Source organism: Coleofasciculaceae cyanobacterium, assembly GCA_036703275.1.
Classification (GTDB): domain Bacteria; phylum Cyanobacteriota; class Cyanobacteriia; order Cyanobacteriales; family Xenococcaceae; genus Waterburya.
Map to the genome: position 1 here is coordinate 230,432 of DATNPK010000096.1, position 22,267 is coordinate 252,698.

A 22,267-nucleotide genomic window follows, 5' to 3' on the forward strand; every position below is an offset into this window, starting at 1 on the left:
CGCGGGACTTCTCAGTCTAAATGTTAAAAAATTCTAGAGACATAATCACAGCATCATCTGCATCGCGCCTAGTGATTATGGTGTAGTCAGCATCATTAATTACTCGATCTAAAACAGTTTTCAGTTTATTTCTGGCTTCAGTAAAAGTAACTATTTTCATGGCTACAACCTGTCTTGTTAATAGTACAACTATAGCCAGTTATCTTTAATTTCAGCAAGCAAAAACAATAAAAAAGCGATCTCATTATTTATATAGTGCGATCGCCTTTATCCTAAAAACCCAAACCCTGTATCATAAAAGCGACCAATAAGATGTATAAACTGTAGGACTAGCTTTCTGAATGAATATACGTAAAATAGTGAAAGTCTAATTCTTATAACAACGACAGGAGACTGTAAATTGAAAAAAATAGAAGCTATTATCAGACCTTTTAAATTAGATGAAGTCAAGATTGCTCTAGTTAATGCTGGAGTAGTTGGAATGACTGTTTCTGAAGTACGTGGTTTTGGTCGCCAAAAAGGGCAAACTGAGCGTTATCGGGGTTCAGAATACACAGTAGAATTTCTGCAAAAGCTAAAAATTGAAATTGTAATCGAAGACGATCAGGTAGAAATGGTAGTAGATAAAATTATTGCTGCTGCACGCACAGGCGAAATCGGCGATGGTAAGATCTTTGTTTATCCTGTAGACCAAGTTGTCCGAATTCGTACTGGAGAGAAAAATTTAGAGGCAGTATAGTCCGATTTTTTAGCCCCCTAAACCATGCTGCTGTTCGCTTTTCAGACAGTCTATTTAGTATGAAACTAAAATCAGCTTCTATAGCTTTAGAAATGATCGGCTTTCAATGCTTTTAGGAAAAAGTTAGGTTTTGGGGGTAAAAACCACGGGTTATAACACGATATAAAATTAATTTACTTTCCAATATGTTTCATATATTAAATTATTTGGGCTGATTCCCCCAAGCTTGGGGGGTAGGGGGCTGAAACTAATTTTCAATACCCAACCAATTAATCTGGATGCGCTACTACAAGAGCGATTTTCTATCTATCTAGCTATTTTATTAAATTCAAAATAGCTTGTATCGATGATCCTGGATAGACTATACTGGTAAAAGTTAAAGTCACGGGCGAGTGGCGGAATTGGTAGACGCACCACACTCAAAATGTGGCGAGAAATCGTGGGAGTTCGAGTCTCCCCCCGCCCATAAGTTATTGAAAAGAAAGCTTTTAGCTTATCTAAAAATCGGTTAAATATAATTTAACTGGACTATAAATATAGATTAAAAAAACGCTGTACTTATACAAAAGTACAGCATTATAGTGTCGCTCAAAATAATCGATGTAATCTATTAGAAAAGCTTACTCAACACTTCCCAAGTTAAATAAGAAAGGAATACCACCTTGAGAGTCGCCACTTGTGACTAAAACCTTAGGCATTTGTGCGCCACCTTCTCGCCAGGCTTCGATCGCCTCTTTTTTTAGTACTAGTTCTCCACCTTGCGCTCTTAATGTTTCAGCCAGTAGTCTTTGAGCTTCTGCTTTACCCTTAGCACGGTTAATATCTGCCTGAGCTTGCTGTTCGGCTTCTCTAGCTACATATACAGCTCTTTGGGATTTCTGTTCGGCAATTTGTTTTTCCTCGACTGCTCGAGCAAATTCAGGAGAAAAACTAAGATCGACTACGCTAGTATCTAAAATTAGAATGCCATATTTATCTAAGCGTTCACTTAGAGCATTATCAAAGTCTTCTTTTAATTCATTGCGTTTGGTGATTGCTTCTTCTACAGTTCTTCTAGCTGCTGCAATTTTAAAAGATTCTTGAGTTTGGGGAGCAATAATTTTGGAAACGATATTTTGCAGTGTTCCTTGTTTACGGCGTATTTCCACTACTTCAATTGGATCTAAGCGGAAGTTAATCGCAAAGCTAGCTTTAAGATCTTGCAAATCTTTGGTAGAGCTTTGTGCGGGGACTTCAAATTTTTGTACCGTCAGATCGTAGATATCCACGTTGGAAACCAATGGGGGACGAAGATGAATTCCTTCTAGCAAAACACCGTCTTGAGCTTTCCCCAAAATGCTCAAAACCCCAGCCTGACCGGGATTAAGAATTATAAATGAATTGAAAGCGATCAAAAGTACTATAGCGGCAACAATACCACCTAGCAGAGGCTGCCAACTATTAGACGACTGAGTATTCAAGCCGATATCTCCTATATGTATATAAAATTAGTCTGTTAATGGTATTTGCAAGTTTATCGTATTTAATGACTTAGCAGGAATGAATAGTAATGAACTACTTACACCAAATAAGCGATTTGTTAGCGACTTCGCAACAACCAACTGCTCAACAATTTTCGTTAATTGCCCAGGCTGGATATTATGCCGTAATTAATTTAGCGATGTCTAGTTCAACTAATACTTATTACTTAGACAAATCAATGTGGTCTACCCAATCAAAAACTGCTGTAAACAAATAGTGTACTGTTCCACAGACATGAAAATTGTTTTTATCGCATAATAAACAATATAAGAATATTTACAGTGCTAAGCAATTAAATCAGCATGGGGATTGAGCAGCAAGAGTATCGCCAACGCCAACGAAAATTAATGTCCAAAATTGGCGCAGGAACGGCAATTTTTCGTAGTGCGCCGATGGCAACTATGCACAACGACGTTGAATATACCTATCGTCAAGAAAGTAGTTTTTACTATTTGACAGGCTTTAATGAACCAGAAGCCGTAGCGGTATTCGCCCCCCATCATCAAGAACACCAGTATATTTTATTTGTTCAGCCTAAAGATCCTGAGAAAGAAACCTGGACAGGGTATCGCTGTGGTGTGGAAGCAGCTAAAGAAATTTATGGGGCAGATGAAGCCTATCCAATTGGCGAACTAAATGAAAAACTACCCCAGTATTTAATTAATGCCGATCGCATTTACTATTATTTAGGTAATGATGAGAAATTTAACCAGCTAATAATTTCTCATTGGCAAAGATTAATGCAGGGTTATCAAAAACGCGGTAAAGCACCCTTAGCGATTGAAGATACTCGTCCTCTGACTTTTCCAATGCGGTTGGTAAAAACCCCTGGAGAAGTAGCCCTGATGCGACAGGCAACTAAAATTTCAGCAATGGCACACAATCGCGCCCGCGAATTTGCTCGACCAGGAATTTATGAATATCAGGTACAGGCAGAAATAGAGCATATTTTCCGTAAAGAAGGGGGCATTGGTATTGCGTACCCCTCGATCGTGGCATCGGGAGAAAACGCCTGTATTCTGCACTATATTGAAAATGATCGTCAAATGCAGGATAACGAGCTTTTGCTAATTGATGCTGGTTGCTCTTATGGCTACTACAACGGTGATATTACCCGCACTTTTCCTGTAGGTGGTAAATTTACTCCAGAACAAAAAGCCCTGTATGAAATTGTCTTAGAAGCGCAGTTAAAAGCGATCGCCGAAGTACAGCCAGGAAAGCCTTACAATGAATTCCACGATATGGCTGTCTGCGTAATTGTTCAAGGTTTATTAGATTTGGGATTACTCCAAGGCGACTTGGAAGAGATTATCAAGGAAGAAAAATACAAGCCGTTTTATATGCACCGTACAGGGCATTGGCTGGGCTTAGATGTCCATGATGTCGGAGTTTATCGGCACAACGAAGATTGGCAAAATCTTACTCCAGGACACATAGTCACAGTTGAACCAGGAATTTATATTTCGCCCCAGATCAAACCCGCCGAAGGACAGCCAGAAATTCCCGATCGCTGGAAAGGAATTGGTATTCGCATCGAGGATGACTTGTTAGTAACACCCGATGGACATGACATTTTGACTTCAGACGTACCCAAATCGATTAAGGATATGGAGAGATAAGCCGACTTATCGATGAACCAGTAATTAATAACAAACAACAAACAATCACAACAGATTAATTATCATTTTTAACAAATTACCTACAGTGAAAATTGCCCAAATAACCGAAGAAATCATTCACGGTAAAGGTTATGTTATGCTACCTAACCTTTTGAGTCTTAAAGAAACAACGGCAGCCAGAAATTTAATTCTTCAACTTGCCGAACAAGAAAAACAGCAAAATAAATTAATTGTTGAGGGGCGAAAAGAGAGACTATACGGTTTGCTCTACAAGGGAGATGTTTTTACTAACCTAGTTCAAGATCGGCTGATTCTCTCAGTGATTGAAGCAATTATTGGCGAAGATGCGATTTTGGGCGGTTTTTCGGCACATATCCTCCATCCAGGCGCCAAAAGAATGGGTATTCACGTTGATTATCCCTATTGGGCAATGTCTTCCCCCTTCCCTAAATACCCGATTTTAGAACTTCAGGTGATTTGGTTAATGGAAGATTTTACTGCCGATAATGGCGCACCTTTGTTTGCTGCGGGAACACAGAATTTGGCGACTCAACCCGATAAAAAACAGTTTAAAAAAGCTGCTGAAAAGATTACTGGAACAGCAGGAACAGCAATTATTTCTCACGGACTTTGCTGGCACGATACTTCGGAAAACAAAAGCGATCGCCCCAGAGTATCTTTACTGGGAAACTATACACCGCAATACGTTCATCCTTTAGAAAATAATTTGTTCGACCATCAACCAAAAACGATTCAAAACGCCAGTCCAAGATTACAAAAACTACTGAGACATACCTGGATGTCTAAAGCCGAACCGATATACGGCATGAAGTTTATTAAATAAATCAATACAGCAACAGTTTATCCAAATCGATCTTAATCTCAGCAAAAGCTTGAGATGTTACTGACCCCGATTGATATTCAGTAGTTTGCGAGTAATGAGTGTTTTGCAGTTGAGTGTGAATAATCAGTTTTTTATTTTTTAAATCAATTATCCAATATTCGGGTATTCCATTGCGGGCATAGGTAATAATTTTCTGTTCTAGATCCTTTTTCAAAGTTCTATTAGATACCTCAATCAACCAATAAATATCTTGTGGATAAGGGTGATGACTGCGATATATAGTTTCTGGTAGTTGAACTATAGCTATGTCTGGTTCTGGTTCAGAGTTATCTAAGGTGATTGGATGACCTTCTCTTACATGGGCCTGTCCTTTGAGTAAATCTCTCAAGTAATCGCTTACAGATTGATTGGTATAGCTATGCTCAATTCCCTCTGGACTCATCTCAACAATATTTCCTTCGAGAAGTTCAACTGGTTTTCCCTCTAACACACCAGCGTCAACCAGTTCATGCCATTCATCTACTGACCATTGATAAATAATTGAAGTCATGTCTGCTGATTTTTTACCGTCACTTACGGCACTTTTGGGTTGAGTAGAACACACAAGTTCAATCGCAAAAGCTAATAATCTTCTGATAGCTCAGTTTTTCGTTACAGTCCCTATTATATTGGATCGATAGAGTAATAAGCTTCGCCCGTGCATGATTAGCTAGATCGCTCCTCCAGCTACTAAACTAATACTTCTAACAATTGCTTTTGGAGAAAACGTTGGTACTAGATTACTCATGAATTGATCTACAGTTTTTAGCGCGCGATCGCAAAAGTAAAGGTTTTGACGAAAGTTAGATTTATACTATTACATTGAGGTTAAGTTGTTGATTGAAAATTCTCGATCTAGGTAACCGCGATCAAGGTTTTGATATCCTAGAGTTAATTAAATCTGAGGCTAGTAGGACTTTAGTCATTGCTGCTGAACTTCCTCTAGAGACAAATGCTGATGGCTTGGTGCAAGTAGGTAAAACTCGTGTAACTCTAGACACTGTTGTTACTGTATTTAAGCAGGGAACTACGGCTGAGGAAATTGTCTATCGCTATCCATCACTGAAGATAGCGGATGTCTACGCCACTATTGCATTTTACTTAAATAATCAACAGGAAGTAGAAGCATATTTACAACAGCGACAAAAACAAGCTTAGGAAGTTCGCAAAATGAACGAGATAAAATATGAATAGCTATTTAATTGAAATTTAGCCAACCAAATAAATCTACTGCTGAAAGTTGCCAATTTGCTAAAGCTTCTAAAACCAATAAAATATCATTATCAGCTTTAACTACGGGAGTCGAATTAGGTTCAAAAATTACCACCGATTCATCTTCAGGATCAATCAACCATCCTAGTTTTGTTCCTTGATTTAAACAAAAAGTAATTTTTCTAATTACTCGATTAGCTGATTGATTGGGAGAGAGTATTTCAATTATCCAATCTGGAGCAATTTCAAACTTATTGGTAATTCTGCCATTAACTTTTAGGGAAATATTTTGCCATTCAAACACTGCAACATCAGGCACAATCGAACTTTCTGCAAAGTTACAACGTAACTCAGGAAATGCACAAACTAGTTTTTGTTGTTTACCGACTTGATTGATTTCTGTAACTAAACTAGCTTGTAAAACACTATGTTCTCCTTGTGGCATTGGTTTTTGAGATATTTCTCCTGCTAAGTATTCTTGTTCTGGCTTGGTTGGTGCAAGTTCCAAGAATTCTGCCAATGTCGGTTTAGATATAGTCTGATTGGGTAAATTCATTTTATTTTTGACTATATTTTCTCGATTTTTTAAGTCCTATAAAGAAATCATTCCCCTAAAGCTTCAAAAATTAGCAATTGCCATCAATAAATGTTCGTCTCAATGTCTTCTTGCTATAAAGTCTTTTAAACTAAAAAAAATCATTTTAGATCTTTTTTAAAAAGCTGGGGACTAAAAACCAATGAGTTTTAACCAAGCAAAATTAAATCAAGCGTAAATTAATTTAAAGTTTCAACTCTGGGTGTACCATCGGCTTCAATCCAAATCAATTGCTTAATCCGACAAGTTTTAGCATATTGCTTAATTGCTGCTTCAGATCGCTCACCTAAATCAATTTCAACCCTGGCAGAATCGTCTTCACTTCTTAATTGACGAGCGTATCTAAGGGCGATCGCTTCTACTTTAGTAGTCGTGGGAATGATTATACAATCGCTTGCAGGAGCTTGTTGGGGTAATTTTTCGGTGGATAATAAACAAGAATGTAAATCTTCGATGTAGAGAGAAAAACCAATCCCAGGTGATGATTTACCTTGAGGATCGTATAGTCCCAATAATCGATCGTAACGCCCTCCTTCAGCCAAAATATAAGACTGTTGCTCCTGAAAACTGACTGCTTTAAAGACAATCCCTGTATAGTAATCAAAGGTTTGCAACAGACTGAGATCGAGTGTTAGGGGTAAAGGACGCTCACAACTATTATTAAGTAATTCAATTAAAGATTTAAGATTATTAACTGTTTCCTGGGCAGCAACATCTAAATCCAGACTAGAAATCTTGCTTAAAACGTCTGCTGGCTTGCCTCGTAAATCAAACAATAACAAAGCTCGTGCTTTCAAATCTGCTGTCAATTCTAATTTTTCTAAAGCAATACGATCGAGATTCGCAATACAATTACGTACTGAGGTACGAATTGATTCTGGAAATACTGCCAAAAGCGATCGCGTTAATCCTGCTTCTCCTAACAAAATTGACCAATCTGGTATACCCAAGTCATATAAACAGTCTGCCAACAACAAAATAATTTCAACATCAGCCAAAACACCTCCAGCAAACAGTAGCTCAACTCCAGCCTGATAAAATTCTAGCTGGCGACCATGATGACTTGACGGTGGGTTACGAAATACATTGGCACGATAGCAAAGACGTTGTGGATAAGTATTGCCTGCCATCCTAGTTACTGCTGCACGGGCAATAGAGGCAGTTAATTCAGGACGCAATCCCAAAGAGTTTTCGCCGTTATTGCGTAGTTGAATCACTTTAGAGGGTTTAATTGCACCACCTGCGGTTAGGGTATCGAGCCATTCCAAAGTAGAGGTGACAATTCGCTGATAGCCCCAAGTTTGAAATCTGTGTTGCAGGCGATCGTTAATCCAACGCTTTTGCTCTACTTCTAAAGGCAGTAAATCTCTAGCTCCAGCAGGGGGTTGATAAATCATTTCTAGTAAAATGGCGAATTCGCTGTGAAAAGTCAACGGGATATACTGAATAATAGCCAGCAACCCTTAACTTAGATATTGATAGTAATCTCTACTTGTGTCATCTTACTTTTTTTTCGTCCCAAAAAATCCACTAAAGAAGCCACTATTAGCTGGTTTATTATTTTGCTCGGCATTTGGTATAGAACCAGGATTAGATGTTTTAGATTTGTTGACTGTTTTGGCTAGTTTGTCCAACGCCTTCTTGCTTTCGATGACGATTTGGTTATGAGGTTCTGCTTCGTAGGCTTTACTTATATGAACCTTTGCCATGGTCAATTGTTTTTTGTTTAAATAAGCTCTTCCCATGACTGCATGAGCGATACCGTGATTTGGATCTATTTTTAAAGCATCTTTTAACTCTTGGATGGCGTGGTCAAATTCTTCTTTAGATATATATTGTTGAGCGCGATTGACAAATGCAGCCACTCTTGATTCTTTAGTTGGTTCTTCTACTTTGGCTGTAGCGTCAGAAGATTCAGAAGGTACTTGAGTTACTGTAGTTTGATTCTGAGCTACGGTTTGTTGAAGTGCGATCGCTTTTTCTGGAGCAGGTGTGACATTACGATTAAGATGATTAATTGCGCGATCGTGTTTAAGCATTAAGTAAACTAAATTCAGCTCGCTAATTACTTCAATTTCTTTTTCCGTTTGTTCTAATAATTTATATTGTTCGCCAGTAAGCTTGCTTAATAGTTTAGGATAAACCAATTCCGCACTATCTCTAGCCTTTAATAGCTCTTGAGCCAGTTGGCTTTTCACTGTAATTTTATCTTTATTTTCCACTAAGCGTTTGCCAATCTGAGTCAAAATTAGCTTATGTTCGGCAAAAGTGGTTTTTCGCGATAGTTGCTCATAAGCAGGATTAACCAGCTTCGATAAGATTTGTCCCGCTGTTTTCATTTTGGCTGCATCGGAGCGACATTTATCTGGATGGAGCTTTTGGGCAATTTTCAAATATTGTAAGCGAATTTGTTGAGGTTCAGCGTCAAGTGACACGCCTAGAACTGCATGATGATCTATTATGTTGAGCTTAAAAAGTCCGTGTTTAATCGCGAATGACATAAGAAATAAAGATATAAATTATCAGCAATAAGACATATCCTTTTCATGGAAATATCAATTAAGATACTAGCTGTATTTATATAGTTCCCTGAACTCTACACGAATCAACCAACGAGTTAATAAATTTTGCGTTGCAGTTTAGTAATAATTGAAGAGTAAGAATCAAGGTTGTTAAAGTTCTTCGCTGTTGGACAGCAAAAAAATGAAGCCGTCTCTAAAACAAAGCTTGATTTTTGGAATGAAAAATTAAATCAACTGGGCGATCGACTATTGGGCTAAATCCATAACCTTATCAAATCGAAAAACTCTTTTTTGCTTCTTATTGTTGAGGAACAGTAGGTTGAGGAGTACTTGATGTAGGAGTAAATAGGCTATTATAGGTTTCGTAAACGGCTTTACTCAAAGGAGTCAAGATGTTAGTAATTAATCCTTCTACCGTAGTTGCAGGAGTTTGAGCTGGGGCAGGCTGGGTGACAACTGGTTGCGGTGGTGCTGGCTGTTGCTGAGGTACAGCAGGCCCAGAAGGATTAATGTTGGCAGGATCGTTAGTTGTTGGAAGAGTCACGACATTCTCTAGTACCTGGGGACTAGGGTTATTGCTCATGTATATGTGCTGTATAGCACTTCCTTGATAAAGACGCTTGGTAAACTGCCAATTTGGATCTAGTTCAATTTTCATTGGTGCTTCTACGACACCATTTGTAGTACCGATAACTAAATCTTGTCGAGCGGGATCTTGATGATCGGCAATCAACTGAAGCTGTCCATTATTTTCAACTAAGTTAAGCATATATTCTACCTTGTCGTCTTTTGCGTTGTATCTTAGGGAATAACCGTTGGTATCAACTGCTTTACGACAGCTATTAGTATGATCGAAATTGAGCAGCAATAAATCCACCGTAGTCGGATAACTACCTGATTCTTGCCAACAGGCTTGTTGTCCAGGAACTTGCTCGATAATTGCCAGCTTATATCTTCTGTAGCTGTAAGGAACTGCAACCGCTACAAATTGGCTTTGATCTACAGCAAATTCATCAAATTCGATCGCCTTAGCTGATTGCCAAGGCGCGATCGCGCTAACTCCTAAAGTTGCTACAGTAGCAACTTTGACAGGCAGAGATAATTTCATGTCTTGGTAATTGAGGTTAGTTTTAAATCCAGAGATTACTCCGCCATTCCTATCCAAAAAAGCAAGTAAGATGACTAAGCTGGCTCTGACTGCTAGTTAATGACTACGTATTACTTTAATTGAGCGAGCAATTTTATTTTATAATACAGCCCTCACTACATAAATTTGGTTAAAAAAACTTCAAACATTTGCAGGTTGAAAACTAACTTTTGCCTGAAAAGTTTAATTAAAATTATTAATGAACTGCGATTAACGGTTGCAGATTACTTTGCCTGAAAATGAACCAATAATTTACGATTTCCATTCGGCTAAGGCTGGAGTTTCGGCTAAAGCTTTGCTTAGAGCATCATGAATGAAGCTATTTGTTGCCAAGATCCGTCCCGAAGGAATATCCAAAGAACTGCCATCATAAGCGGTTACCTTGCCTCCAGCTTCTCGCAAAATGACAATTCCTGCCGCCATATCCCACGGCTGAATTCCTCTTTCCCAGTAGCCGTCTAATCTACCACAGGCGACTCCCGCCAGATCCATCGAAGCACAACCAAGACGACGAACTCCTTGGGTTAAATGAGTCAAATGACAAAACTCTGCATAATTATTGTCTGTAGTTTCTTGGCGATCGTAGGCAAAACCAGTAATTAACAAGCTTTTATTTAAGTCTTTAGTTTGAGAAACTTGAATTGGACGGCGATTACAGGTTGCCCCCAATCCTGTTGCGGCGCGAAATAGCTCATCACTAAAAGGATTATATACAGCACCCACCGCAGGAACTCCATCAATCATCAAGCCAACTGAGGTTGCTGCTAAAGGTAAGCCGTGAGCGTAGTTAGTTGTACCATCCAAAGGGTCGATCGCCCAAAGATATTTACTATCAGCATTACCTAATGCCCCCGACTCTTCCGCCAGAATCTGATGCTCTGGCAAATGACGCTTGAGTACTTTTAGTACCTCTGCTTCTGCTAGCTTGTCAGCTTCGGTTACTAAGTCTCCTGGACGACCTTTTTCCTGAATATTATTTAATTTACCCCAACGTTCTTTTAATACTGCCCCCGCAGCCAAGACTGATTCGGTAGCGACATCGAGAAAGGTTTGTAATTGTTCGGCAGCAGGTTGAGTCATTGTTTATTCATTGAACGAAATTGACTAGGAGTGTAGCGCATTGCCAGCTTTGGATTCCAGATTCCGTAACCCATCAGGCGAGCATATTCTTGAGACTCCATAAGCAGCTTACTATAGGAATGGTCATATCTATCGTTTGCCAGTACACATCCTGATTGAACTAATTGCTGACTAATTAAGGTTTTGTTTTGCCAAATGTGAGCCGTAAGACGGTTAAAGCGATCGCGCTGCGCATCTTCCTGCTCGATCTCAATCGGCAACCCCATCACTAACTCAACCAATTTTTTTTTGGCAGCTTCTCCCCAAGGAGACTGACGCAGATCGGGTGCATCAATTCCTGTAATTCTGACTTGAGCAACCTCAGATGTTCCTGTGAATAAAACTTCAAGAGTTTGACCGCTAACTACCCGCGTTACTTTCCCCGAAAGCAAATTTGCTGGATTAGGTTGAGAACTACAGCTCAACAACAATACCAAACAGCAACAAATAAAAACTGTTTTAATCTTGAGCATTTTTCAAACAAGGCGTAACAACATCAAAAAGATAAGTCGTTAACCGCATTTCGTCAGCAATTACTCGCTACATAATTACTTATTCTTTCTGCTTTGAAATCAATCTTCATCCAAAGGTAAGCCAAACCTAACTTTACCTCTAGCAAAATAGCGACCAAACTGCATTTGATATACTTCGTCTTCGTCTTGAGTTTCTACTTCTAGATCCGAACGGGGATAGCTAACACAAAGTAAAGCGTAACCCCGATCTTTGAGCTTGGGAGATAGCCCCATGGCCTCTGGTTGAGCTAGTTTTCCTGAAATGATCTTGGCAGCACAGCTAGTACAAGCACCATTTCGACACAAAAAAGGTAACTTAGCACCTTGTTGTTCGGCAGTTTGCAGAATGTATTGGTCTTCTCTAACTTCGACAATATGTTCTTTACCTGTAGCGCGATCGCGCACCTTAACAATATGGGTTTTAGTCATTTATTTAAAGATCCTTGCTGCTTAAATATTTTTTAAATTACTTATTTTGTAGTCTACAGCAAAAAGAATTGGCAAAACTTTGACAGCAACAACTAACCATGTATAATTAAAAATCGTACGTCGCCTGGAGAGGTGGCCGAGTGGTCGAAGGCGCAGCACTGGAAATGCTGTAACGGGGTGACTTGTTCGGGGGTTCGAATCCCCCCCTCTCCGCTTTATTTGAGAATTTACTCTAAGCATTTTTTCAAGAGCGATTTAATCTTTCGAGCTTTTATCCGATAATAAAGATTGGAGTTATCAATTTTCAGATTAGATAGAAAGTGAAAAAGTTAATCCGCGGTCTTGATAAATTTAGGCAAACTTATGTCAGTAGTCATCAGGAGCTATTAGAACAGCTTTCTCAGGGGCAAAAGCCCAGAGTTTTGTTTATTGCCTGTTCTGATTCTAGAGTCGATCCTAACTTAATTACCGATACTGAGATCGGGGAACTATTTGTCATTCGCAACGCTGGCAATATTATTCCTCCCTATGGTGCAGCAAATGGCGGAGAAGGGGGAACAATTGAATATGCAATTCAGGCTCTAGGTATCGAGCAAGTGGTTGTTTGTGGACACTCTAATTGTGGTGCCATGAAAGGATTGCTCAAGCTTAATCAGCTACAAAAAGATATGCCTTTAGTTTACGACTGGCTTAAGCACGCAGAGTCAACTCGTCGCCTAGTGATAGAAAACTATCCTCACTATAAGGGCAAAGATTTGATGGAAATCTTGGTAGCGGAAAACGTACTAATTCAAATCGAAAATCTTAAAACTTATCCGATAGTTAGGGCTAGACTCCATCAGGGAAGACTCAAGATTTATGCCTGGATTTACAATATCGAGACAGGTAATGTTTTAGCTTATGATGCTCGCACTCATACCTATATTCCCCCTGAAGGTCAAATATTACAAGAAGAATCAACAGTTCGTTCTTTCTCCACTGCTGATAATCGCGAGTCTTTAATTCCGATTAAGAAAGAATTAGAAGCTTTACTAAAATTATCCCCTGAAAGTTCTAGTGACGCTGAAGAAGCAACGCGATCGCTCGTAACTTTATTTGATCAAGCGCGACGCAATGGAATGAACAATATTGAACTACAAAATTATCATTCTTTGTTTTCAGAATCGGTACAGCTTTGGGCAGAAAAAATATATTCCCGCGCCTAAATTAACTAATTAACTAAAATTCATTTGAGGAAGCTAATAGCTTTAACAAAGATTACCGTATCTAAACCAAACCTATAAACTAAATCAGAAATGGAAGTTATCCCGGCAATAGATTTACTAGACGGCAAATGCGTTCGTCTTTACCAAGGTGATTATAACCAAGCTTCAATATTTAATAATAATCCCGTAGAAGTCGCTCGTCAGTGGGCAGATGAAGGTGCAACCAGACTGCACATAGTAGATTTGGATGGAGCTAAAGCGGGAAAATCGGTTAATTTAGCTGTAATTGAAGCGATCGCCAAAGCCATTGTCATTCCCATACAGGTGGGAGGGGGATTACGCGATCGCGCAGGGGTGTCCAGATTACTCGACACAGGTGTACAGCGAGCTATCCTGGGTACGGTGGCGGTAGAAAAACCAGAGTTAGTGACACAATTGTGTCAGGAGTTTCCCGAACAAATTGTCGTGGGTATTGATGCCCGCCAAGGCAAAGTAGCTACTAAAGGATGGTTAGAAACTTCAGAGGTTGCAGCAACGGATTTAGCGCACCGCATGGCACAGCAAGGGGTAGCAGCAATTATATACACCGATATTCATCGTGATGGTACATTGACTGGCCCTAACATGGAGGCTTTAAGAGAACTAGCTGAATCAATTGATATTCCCGTGATTGCCTCAGGTGGTGTTAGCTCTGTGACTGACTTGTTAAGTCTGTTGAGTTTAGAATCATTAGGGGTTATCGGTGCGATCGTCGGGCGGGCGATATATACTGGCGATGTTAGTCTTAAAGAAGCAGTAAGGGCAGTTGGTGATGGGCGTTGGCAGGATGTTCCCCCCGATACTGGTACTTTTATCGCCTAGAAATTATCCCCTAGAATAAATTTTACCAAGGGCAACATTATAAATGAGTTTGAGACTACAAAAAAAAGCTCGCTAAACCGCTTTAAATATTACTTAGACCAATCAATGTGGTCTGCCCAACCTACTACTCAAACTGTTATTTTCCTTGAATTTTTAAGAAGCGATATGCTCTAAAGGATATGCCCTAAAGGACTCCCTAAAGGGTATATGCGTAGCGGTATCCTTTAGGACACCTTCGGACGATGCCCTAAAGGACTAGCTTCGCGTCGCGAAGCGAGTGCTTTAGTATAAGCTACGCGTCGTATTAACGATTAGCTTATAGCTTTGATAACCCTTAAATTGCCTTAACCCGAACTGAGCTTAATACAGGTTTCCATCTTGGCATTAGTTTTAATTCCTTGGGGATCTATGTGGGTGGCTGCTGCTTGATAACCCTGATTTTGTAAGGCGGTAATTAAGTGCGATCGCTTGGGTAGATCCAGCTTGCCTCGGCTACCAATTTCGCTCAAAGTGTAAAAGTATGGTGGAAAATTTATTTCTCCCTGCATTAATTTAAGTAGCTTGACTATTTTTTGCCAATTTAATTTCTCAGCCAAGACGATCAAACGTTCTATTTGCTGTGGATCGTGTAATTGACCGAGCCACATCGCTCCACTGACGGTTACGGCAGGAGCATCACAGGTGCAGCCGATCTGGTTTAATTTGCGCCAGGTAAAAGTTTGATAGTTACCGCAACTATGACAATAACTTAGAAAGCCATAGTTGCTGGCAGTTAATTGCGGTTTAGATACCAAACGCAGCATTACACGGTAAGTTTGCCCGGTAAACACCGAAAATATTGGTTTAATACCCAATCCTTTAGTAGCAGCTTGTTGTTGAGTGGTGCCAATGAGTAATCTTAAAGCTTGCTCTTGAATTGCCGGATGGGAACGAGCGATCGCTCCATAGGTCTGAACGGTTTTTTCTGGAGGGTGACCTGTTATAATCCGTCCATCAGTGCTAGTGAGATACATTAATCCACCAATTTTGGTTGCCCACAGCATACTATTTAGATAGGGAACTGCACTACCAAAACAGTCGACATCTACCAAATCAAAATAGTCTCGTTGTTGATAACAATGAAAGAAAACTCGATGAGCATCTTGATGGGTAATTTGATAATTGTTAGAGGCGATCGCTCTTAGCAAGTTTTGCTGTAAGATCTGATTAAGCTGCGGATTTCCTTCATTGATCCAAAGGTAACTGGCATTGCTTTCCTGCCAATAGCGCAAGCTGCGAACACCACAGCCTGCCAAAGCATCCAATACTCTTAGACTACCCCGATCTTGTCGCTCAACTATGGCAGCTAATACTCCTAAATCGCGGACAAATTTATTTTGGGGATTATAAAAAGCATTACCTACCTGAAATCTAGCTTTTCCTTCCTGATGCCAATCGCCTTGACCGCTCAATAAATATTTCCTTTTAATTATTATATTTTTTAATTACCGATTGCTTTTGAACTGTTTCTAACAACTCGTCAATTATTCGGTTATGAAAATAGTGGGGAGGATTCCATTTAACCCATTCTGAAGCGTTATGCTCAGTCATGACAATTTCTAATTCTTCACTTACCCAACCAAAAAAAATAACTAAAGATTTCTCTACTTTTTGACCGCCAAAACGCCTGTAGCGAGGATAATAAATCGTTCTAAACCTAAAATCTAATTCCAAGCAAACTTGCCTTTTAGAAATTCCAGTTTCTTCAAATAATTCTCTTAAAGCACACTGTAACTCTGTCTCTCCTGGTTCGATATGACCTTTGGGCAAGTCATAACGATACGATCGCTTCATTAATAAGAATGATGGTTGCTTGGTTCGAGTGAAGCAAATTACGCCACAGGATTTTACTTTTTGCATGGAGAGCGATCGACGACAGAGACGATCTTAATCAAAATAGGTGTTTCAAGTCATAATTTAAATGTTTAGTTCCTCAGGTAAACTAAAGCTACCATCAGCATTATTGGGAAAGGCGATCGTCTTTCTCACTGCATTAATTGGCAGTACACCATAAAGATGAGGATATAGTTCTGTACCCCCTTCTAAGTTTTCTTCAATTAGACTGCTATTTATTTTAGAGGATTCAATGACCAATATAACAAGACCACTTTGCCCCCTATAAAATCTATGGGCTACTGTCAAGAGTTGATGACCATAGGAACAGTGAATAAAGCGATCGCGAGCAAAACCTAATGGTTCGTATTCTCCAGTGGCTTGAGCATCATTCCACTCAGCAGCAGAAGTTATATGATATACTACACCGCTGCTCAATTTGACTCTCCACTAATGTGAACAATTATCTCTCTGTAATTACTACGTTGACGATGCTCCCAAAGATAAATTCCCTGCCATGTACCTAAAACCAATCTTCCTCCAGAAATGGGAATATTTTCTGAAGTATGGGTTAAAGCAGATCTAATATGAGCTGGCATATCATCCATCCCTTCCGCACTATGAATATAGCGAGTAGAATCTTCAGGGACTAATTGCGCAAAAAAGTTTTCTAAATCGGTTAATACATCAGGATCGGCATTTTCTTGAATCAATAAAGATGCAGAAGTGTGGCGCACAAATACAGTACATAGTCCAGTCTCAACATTGGACTTAGCTACAGCCTGTTCAACTTGGCTGGTAATCTTGTGCAGCGATTTACCTGTAGTTTTAATTTTTAAAGCTGTTTGATGATGTTTCATTGATTATGCTGTCAAGTGAATTAACTTCGTTGGCATCTAGACGGGATGATCAGCTATCAGCTTTATCGTTGGGAGCTTTGGGGCGTTTATTAACGTTTGGCTGATTGTTAGCCGTATTTGCTGAATTTGAATTTTCTCTGGCTTCTGCTTCTAGCTCTTGAACTGTCGGATTTAGATTACAGCGAGCAAATAAAGACTTAATCACCTTTTGTTCTTCATCAGGGAGAGCAAACCACCAGGGAAGATGACCAGCTGGAGCTTTGCTAGGTTCAAAATCTAGTTCATCGTAGAGTAGATAACCAGTGCCATTAATAACTTCGCCTTTTTTCCAACCTACTTTGGTAGCGAAACGTCGCCAAGTTTGGGTAGAAAAATCTCCTTTTTGATTCACGCTCTGCCAAACTTCTTGTTGGGGACTAAAGCCAAATTTATTATCACTATATTTTTTCCACAGATAATCAACAGTTCTAATATCAGGACAGGAAAATTCAGCAATAGTATTTAACTCGATGAATACATGCTCATTCTGCTGCTTAGCAGTTTTGACGATTTGCTCGACTAGCTGGTAGGTATGAATATCTGCCTCTGACCATTTTTTCTCTCTCAGTAAATTACGTAGCTTAGTATAGTCAATCCCAGTTTTTTGAGAAATCAAAGATATCTTTCTAGTAGTGGTGGGAATGGCAATCTCTTCTGATTCTACTGATTCAGGTTGGACTGCTGCTTGTGATTGTGCTTCTGGCTGAGTCGCTTCGGGTTGGACTGCTGTTTGTGATTGTGCCTCTGGCTGAGTCGCTTCGGGTTGGACTGCTGCTTCTGGCTGAGTCGCTTCTGGCTGAGTCGCTTCGGGTTGGACTGCTGTTTGTGATTGTGCTTCTGGCTGAGTCGCTTCTGGTTCGACTATTACTTCTGGCTGTGCTTCTGAATTAGATGTTGCTTGAGAAGGCTGGGTCGTAAAAGTTGGTACAGAAGAAATGTTATCTGGGTCTGTTGATTCTGCTGGTTCTGATTGTTGAGCTACTTCAGAAGTTGGTGCTGGCAGTTGAGTTTCAGCAGCAGGTTGAGTATTCAGTTTGGCGATCGCCTGTTGATAGCTGTTAATGGGAATAGCATAATTAGAAGTCCCTCCAGATATGGCATTAATATTAGCCTCTCCATGAACTCCGATCATTAAGCCATTTTTGTTGAACACTGGCCCGCCACTCATGCCTGGGAAAGCTTCACCGTTATACACCAAAGAATAGCCGTTTTCCGTTGATGTTGGCAGTATACCAACTAAATTAGCCGTAAAAAAGCGATAGTAACGATTATCTTCTTCCCGTAGTTCACCTGGATAGCCTGCGAAATATACGTTTTGTCCTTCGCTCAAGTTACTAGCATCTCCCAATTCAGCAGTCTGGTAATTTTGGTCGCTATTGAATTTGAATACGGCTAAATCTAGCCCTGGCAATTGTTTAATACTGGCGGGGTCAGCCTGATGCACCCTTCCATCAATAGTCTGGGCAACATAGTCTCCTTGATTTTTCATCACGTGCCAGTTGGTCAACACGGTATAAACATTATCAGAGCGATCTATTAGTGAGCCAGAACCAAGGTTAGCCCCATCAATACGAACACTAATTTGTTTAGCTCGAAGATTAACTTCTTCTGGGGAAAGAGCCTGCGCTAGTTGGGCAACGGCAGCCTTGGTGTATTGTGGTTCTAGTCCCACAAATAACCAGCCTAAGATGATAGTACAGCCTACTGTTCCTCCAATTAATAATTGGCTAATTTTGCTCGTAAATTTCATATATTTAACTCCAATAAGTCTAACTAATAATGTTCATTGGTATTGACGTTTAAATTTGCTAGTGTTCCGTACCAAGATATTGAGTTAGATTCGACAAACTACTGATAAAAATTGAATAGGAATTTATTATAGATGATGAATTATTAACTATTGTACTTGTACACTTGATGTGAATTAAAAATTACTTTCAACCCGATTGTGTACCAAGGTTACTATTGCTTATGTTTGGGTTCTCTTTCAGAAGTAGGAACAAAAACACTCAAGCTTCTGGGAAGACACTTAATTTCTAGTGGTGTATTGCCGATAATTTCGCCGTCAAGTACGACTTTTTGCACAGGGTTAGCCGAAATTCTGACTTTGGGCGATCGCAAATGAACTATATTATCTAGTCCTGCATTGGTCTTGATTAAAGCAGCACCTAACATACTTAAAATTGTGGTTACTGCCTGTATTTTGTTATCTACGGTAGCAATAGTAATATCTAATAAGCCGTCATCAGCGACAACTTCCCCAATTCCTTGAGCTAACACCGAAGTTGGTGGCGCAGCATTGGCGATCGTAATTGCTCCTGCTTGGAAAGTTCGGATCTCTCCATCTATTTCTATTTCTGCTTCAAATAACTGTTGTTCGTCAAGCTGTTGCCAGCCAGCCATTAAATAAGCCAATGTTCCCCAACGGTTTTTCGCCTCGCGGTCTGCTTTTTCGATCGTCTCTGCTTCGTAGCCAATTCCCGCCAGCAAAATTAAGGGTAAATTGTTACAAACAGCTGTATCCACTACCCGTGTTTTTCCCGCCAAAATTATTTCGCAAGCCCGTCGCATTTGATTAATTTGCTGGGTAATGCCCAACGCCATACTAAAAGCGTTCGCTGTACCTCTAGGGATAATACCCAAAGGAATGTCAGTGCCAATAATTGCTCCTGCTACCGCAGATACCGTACCATCTCCGCCAGAGGCAATAATTAGATCGGCATCTTGGGCGATCGCTTGTTGCGCTAATTCTTGGGGATCGATATCGGGACTGGTTAAATGAACCTCTAAATGTAGATGAGGCTCTAGCATTTGTTTGATAAATTCTAGATCTTGTTTGCTGTTACCATTCCCAGAGACAGGATTAAAGATTAAATGAGCTACCAAACTTTGAGCAAAGCTATTGGCGATCGCTTCTGCCGTGCCTAAGTTTGTCGCTAAAGGAACTAAATGAACGTTGCAAATCCGCAATAGTGCCTGAATATCTGGTTCATGAGGTTGAGCATTCAAAGGATCGATCAAAAAGATGACCGCAATTACTTCTCCTGCCACAATTTTGGCAGCAATTTGAGTATCTCCCCCCAGAGGCCCTGATGCTAATCGCTCTATATTTAAAGATGTGGCCTCTTGAATACGCTTGCCTGTTGTTCCCGTCGCAATAAGATGATAGCGAGATAGTAAAGGTTTATGACGAATAGCAAAATCTACTATATCGTTCTTCTTAGCGTCATGAGCAATCAGAGCAATTGTTCTAGCCATAGTCGATTGGTTACAAAAAAGCTTCAAACTTTAAAAAAGCATTTAGTTCGGTCGTGGTTCGGTTTTATAGATTAAAACAGGGTAAATCCTGGTAGATAGATGCGTTAAAATCATTCTACTAACCTTGCCATAAAAGCAATAATTTAAGCTTATTTGTTGTTGATTCAATAATTAGTTGAGTAGATAACAATATAACGTAAGAGGTAAATTAACTTAGAAATACTTATGAATTCACCAATTCAGGCAGTACAAGCTCCTTATAGAGGAGGCGGTGGCAACTATCGTACTCCACCCCCAGATTTACCTTCTCTACTACTCAAAGAGCGCATTATTTATTTGGGTCTCCCTTTAGTCTCTCCCGATGAGTATAAAGACCAAATAGGAGTTGACGTTACAGAATTAATCGTAGCTCAGTTGCTATTTCTGCAATTTGATGATCCTGACAAACCAATTACTATGTATATCAACTCTACTGGTACTTCTTGGTACGGTGGAGATTCGATTGGTTTTGAAACTGAGGCTTTTGCCATTTGTGACACAATGGACTACATCAAACCACAGGTTCATACAATTTGTATCGGTCAGGCAATGGGAACGGCGGCAATGATACTCTCTTCAGGAGCAAAGGGCTACCGCGCTAGTTTGCCTAATGGCACAATTATTCTGCACCAAGCTCGTCAGGGTGCGCAGGGACAAGCGACAGATATTCAAATCCGTGCCAAAGAGGTATTAGAAAACAAACGCGCTGTCCTAGAAATCTTTAGTCGCAACACTGGTCAACCAATAGACAAATTGGCGAAAGATACAGACCGAATGCTGTATATGACCCCTCAAGACGCTAAAGAGTACGGTTTAATCGATAAGGTTTTAGAAAGCACCAGCGACCTACCTACTCCTGTTTCTACTCTAAGTTAAATAAAGCTATGGGCTATGAGCTACAGGCCATAACCAAAAATAAATCATCAATATTTCAAGGTAAAAAAATCTTATGCCCATTGGTATTCCCAAAGTTCCCTATCAACTGCCTGGTCAGCAGTATAGTGACTGGATCAGCATTTATGACCGTTTATATCGCGAGCGCATTATCTTTTTAGGCAGAGGCGTTAACGATGCTTTGGCAAACCAGATTATTGCTATTATGCTCTATTTGGATTCTGAAGACCCAGGCAAACCAATTTATTTATATATCAACTCTCCTGGTGGTTCTGTGACTGCTGGATTGGCGATTTATGATACTATGCGCCACATTAAATCAGAAGTAGTTACTATCTGTGTTGGTCTGGCTGCTTCGATGGGAGCATTTCTACTCTGTGGTGGAACTAAAGGTAAACGTCTGGCTTTGCCTCATGCACGAATTATGATTCACCAACCCTTAGGTGGTGTGCAGGGGCGCAGACAAGCAACAGATATCGATATTGAAGCCAAAGAAATTTTGCGAATCCGCGATCAGCTAAACCAAATGATGGCAGATAATACAGGGAAATCTATTGAGAAAATCAAAAAAGACACTGACCGTGATTACTTTATGTCAGCTTATGAAGCTAAAGAATATGGTCTGATCGATCAGGTGATTGAAGACAAACAGTAGTTTTTCATACTACCAAATTACAAATATATTTTTTTTAACTGGCAAGTTTTAACGACCTGCCAGTTTTTTAATATTTTTTGACCAAAAAAATTTAAAATCACAATCGAGTGATTTCACTTAGTTAATAATTTTTGATTTTTGTTTTAAGCTATATTACTTTTGTGTTTAAATTCTTTAAATACTTATTGTTTCCTAAGCTTGCTGTAACGTATGGCGTTATTCTATAATTTTTTGGTCAACAAAATAGTAGGTAAATTTAGATAAGCAAACCAACTTTTCTATTATT

Annotated in this window: 25 protein-coding genes and 2 tRNA genes; 11 read left to right on the forward strand and 16 right to left on the reverse strand. The window is 39.7% G+C overall.

Annotation, left to right across the window (positions count from 1 at the left end):
- Positions 1-16: 16 nt before the first annotated feature.
- The gene (locus V6C71_20290; protein HEY9770798.1) at positions 17-160 is read right to left on the reverse strand and encodes a type II toxin-antitoxin system Phd/YefM family antitoxin; all 144 of its coding nucleotides are present in this window, start codon (positions 158-160) and stop codon (positions 17-19) included.
- 240 nt (positions 161-400) lie between these two features.
- On the opposite strand from V6C71_20290, the gene V6C71_20295 reads away from it, so the two are divergent.
- Positions 401-739: a P-II family nitrogen regulator gene (locus V6C71_20295; protein ID HEY9770799.1), complete on the forward strand. Its 339-nt coding sequence runs from the start codon at positions 401-403 to the stop codon at positions 737-739.
- Between the two features lie 386 nt (positions 740-1,125).
- A tRNA-Leu gene (locus V6C71_20300) sits at positions 1,126-1,205 on the forward strand.
- A 154-nt stretch (positions 1,206-1,359) separates the two neighbouring features.
- On the opposite strand, the gene V6C71_20305 is transcribed toward V6C71_20300, so the two are convergent.
- A complete protein-coding gene (locus V6C71_20305) occupies positions 1,360-2,199 on the reverse strand; it encodes a prohibitin family protein (protein ID HEY9770800.1) in 840 nt (279 codons plus the stop codon).
- A gap of 89 nt (positions 2,200-2,288) precedes the next feature.
- On the opposite strand from V6C71_20305, the gene V6C71_20310 reads away from it, so the two are divergent.
- From V6C71_20310 to V6C71_20320, 3 genes are all read left to right on the forward strand, one after another.
- Positions 2,289-2,477 (forward strand): hypothetical protein, encoded by a 189-nt coding sequence (locus V6C71_20310; protein ID HEY9770801.1) that lies wholly within the window; start codon positions 2,289-2,291, stop codon positions 2,475-2,477.
- A gap of 85 nt (positions 2,478-2,562) precedes the next feature.
- Positions 2,563-3,879 (forward strand): aminopeptidase P N-terminal domain-containing protein, encoded by a 1,317-nt coding sequence (locus V6C71_20315; protein HEY9770802.1) that lies wholly within the window; start codon positions 2,563-2,565, stop codon positions 3,877-3,879.
- A gap of 85 nt (positions 3,880-3,964) precedes the next feature.
- Positions 3,965-4,723 carry a phytanoyl-CoA dioxygenase family protein gene (locus V6C71_20320; protein ID HEY9770803.1) on the forward strand — a complete coding sequence of 253 codons (759 nt, stop codon included), beginning with the start codon at positions 3,965-3,967 and terminating at the stop codon, positions 4,721-4,723.
- Between the two features lies 1 nt (position 4,724).
- Here V6C71_20320 and V6C71_20325 read toward each other — a convergent pair whose 3' ends face one another.
- Positions 4,725-5,327, reverse strand: coding sequence for a Uma2 family endonuclease (locus tag V6C71_20325; GenBank protein HEY9770804.1), 603 nt, complete (start codon positions 5,325-5,327; stop codon positions 4,725-4,727).
- Between the two features lie 275 nt (positions 5,328-5,602).
- Here V6C71_20325 and V6C71_20330 point away from each other — a divergent pair, with 275 nt between their 5' ends.
- Complete coding sequence (locus V6C71_20330; GenBank protein ID HEY9770805.1) at positions 5,603-5,920, forward strand: DUF433 domain-containing protein; 318 nt, start codon at positions 5,603-5,605, stop codon at positions 5,918-5,920.
- 40 nt (positions 5,921-5,960) lie between these two features.
- Here V6C71_20330 and V6C71_20335 read toward each other — a convergent pair whose 3' ends face one another.
- From V6C71_20335 to V6C71_20365, 7 genes are all read right to left on the reverse strand, one after another.
- Positions 5,961-6,530 carry a Uma2 family endonuclease gene (locus tag V6C71_20335; GenBank protein HEY9770806.1) on the reverse strand — a complete coding sequence of 190 codons (570 nt, stop codon included), beginning with the start codon at positions 6,528-6,530 and terminating at the stop codon, positions 5,961-5,963.
- Positions 6,531-6,748: 218 nt separating this feature from the next.
- Positions 6,749-8,002 (reverse strand): ATP phosphoribosyltransferase regulatory subunit, encoded by a 1,254-nt coding sequence (locus V6C71_20340; GenBank protein HEY9770807.1) that lies wholly within the window; start codon positions 8,000-8,002, stop codon positions 6,749-6,751.
- Positions 8,003-8,071: 69 nt separating this feature from the next.
- Positions 8,072-9,070 carry a DnaJ domain-containing protein gene (locus tag V6C71_20345; GenBank protein HEY9770808.1) on the reverse strand — a complete coding sequence of 333 codons (999 nt, stop codon included), beginning with the start codon at positions 9,068-9,070 and terminating at the stop codon, positions 8,072-8,074.
- A 319-nt stretch (positions 9,071-9,389) separates the two neighbouring features.
- Complete coding sequence (locus V6C71_20350) at positions 9,390-10,199, reverse strand: DUF3747 domain-containing protein (GenBank protein ID HEY9770809.1); 810 nt, start codon at positions 10,197-10,199, stop codon at positions 9,390-9,392.
- Positions 10,200-10,490: 291 nt separating this feature from the next.
- Positions 10,491-11,318 carry an inositol monophosphatase family protein gene (locus tag V6C71_20355; GenBank protein HEY9770810.1) on the reverse strand — a complete coding sequence of 276 codons (828 nt, stop codon included), beginning with the start codon at positions 11,316-11,318 and terminating at the stop codon, positions 10,491-10,493.
- Positions 11,315-11,830, reverse strand: coding sequence for a thermonuclease family protein (locus tag V6C71_20360; protein HEY9770811.1), 516 nt, complete (start codon positions 11,828-11,830; stop codon positions 11,315-11,317). The genes V6C71_20355 and V6C71_20360 overlap by 4 nt, the downstream gene beginning before the upstream one ends.
- A 99-nt stretch (positions 11,831-11,929) precedes the next feature.
- Complete coding sequence (locus V6C71_20365; protein HEY9770812.1) at positions 11,930-12,298, reverse strand: 2Fe-2S iron-sulfur cluster-binding protein; 369 nt, start codon at positions 12,296-12,298, stop codon at positions 11,930-11,932.
- Positions 12,299-12,424: 126 nt separating this feature from the next.
- Here V6C71_20365 and V6C71_20370 point away from each other — a divergent pair.
- The 3 genes from V6C71_20370 to hisA all read left to right on the forward strand — a co-directional run bounded on the left by V6C71_20370 (position 12,425) and on the right by hisA (position 14,364).
- Positions 12,425-12,511 (forward strand) — tRNA-Ser (locus V6C71_20370).
- A gap of 107 nt (positions 12,512-12,618) precedes the next feature.
- Positions 12,619-13,503 (forward strand): carbonic anhydrase, encoded by an 885-nt coding sequence (locus V6C71_20375; GenBank protein ID HEY9770813.1) that lies wholly within the window; start codon positions 12,619-12,621, stop codon positions 13,501-13,503.
- Positions 13,504-13,593: 90 nt separating this feature from the next.
- Positions 13,594-14,364 carry a 1-(5-phosphoribosyl)-5-[(5-phosphoribosylamino)methylideneamino]imidazole-4-carboxamide isomerase gene (hisA, locus tag V6C71_20380; protein ID HEY9770814.1) on the forward strand — a complete coding sequence of 257 codons (771 nt, stop codon included), beginning with the start codon at positions 13,594-13,596 and terminating at the stop codon, positions 14,362-14,364.
- Between the two features lie 344 nt (positions 14,365-14,708).
- Here hisA and V6C71_20385 read toward each other — a convergent pair whose 3' ends face one another.
- The 6 genes from V6C71_20385 to mgsA all read right to left on the reverse strand — a co-directional run bounded on the left by V6C71_20385 (position 14,709) and on the right by mgsA (position 20,393).
- Entirely contained in the window at positions 14,709-15,815 is a 1,107-nt protein-coding gene (locus tag V6C71_20385; GenBank protein ID HEY9770815.1) for a tRNA (guanine-N1)-methyltransferase, read from the reverse strand.
- Positions 15,816-15,828: 13 nt separating this feature from the next.
- Positions 15,829-16,263: an NUDIX domain-containing protein gene (locus V6C71_20390; GenBank protein ID HEY9770816.1), complete on the reverse strand. Its 435-nt coding sequence runs from the start codon at positions 16,261-16,263 to the stop codon at positions 15,829-15,831.
- A gap of 57 nt (positions 16,264-16,320) precedes the next feature.
- Entirely contained in the window at positions 16,321-16,674 is a 354-nt protein-coding gene (locus V6C71_20395) for a DUF952 domain-containing protein (protein ID HEY9770817.1), read from the reverse strand.
- Positions 16,671-17,096, reverse strand: a complete 426-nt coding sequence (locus V6C71_20400) for a secondary thiamine-phosphate synthase enzyme YjbQ (GenBank protein ID HEY9770818.1) — start codon at positions 17,094-17,096, stop codon at positions 16,671-16,673. Before V6C71_20400 ends, V6C71_20395 begins: the two co-directional genes overlap by 4 nt.
- Positions 17,097-17,145: 49 nt before the next feature.
- Positions 17,146-18,885, reverse strand: a complete 1,740-nt coding sequence (locus V6C71_20405; GenBank protein HEY9770819.1) for a GUN4 domain-containing protein — start codon at positions 18,883-18,885, stop codon at positions 17,146-17,148.
- Between the two features lie 212 nt (positions 18,886-19,097).
- Complete coding sequence (gene mgsA, locus V6C71_20410; protein ID HEY9770820.1) at positions 19,098-20,393, reverse strand: methylglyoxal synthase; 1,296 nt, start codon at positions 20,391-20,393, stop codon at positions 19,098-19,100.
- A 225-nt stretch (positions 20,394-20,618) separates the two neighbouring features.
- On the opposite strand from mgsA, the gene V6C71_20415 reads away from it, so the two are divergent.
- Both V6C71_20415 and V6C71_20420 read left to right on the forward strand, forming a co-directional pair.
- Positions 20,619-21,308, forward strand: coding sequence for an ATP-dependent Clp protease proteolytic subunit (locus tag V6C71_20415; protein HEY9770821.1), 690 nt, complete (start codon positions 20,619-20,621; stop codon positions 21,306-21,308).
- 73 nt (positions 21,309-21,381) lie between these two features.
- Positions 21,382-21,981, forward strand: a complete 600-nt coding sequence (locus V6C71_20420; protein HEY9770822.1) for an ATP-dependent Clp protease proteolytic subunit — start codon at positions 21,382-21,384, stop codon at positions 21,979-21,981.
- The last annotated feature ends 286 nt before the right edge of the window (positions 21,982-22,267 follow it).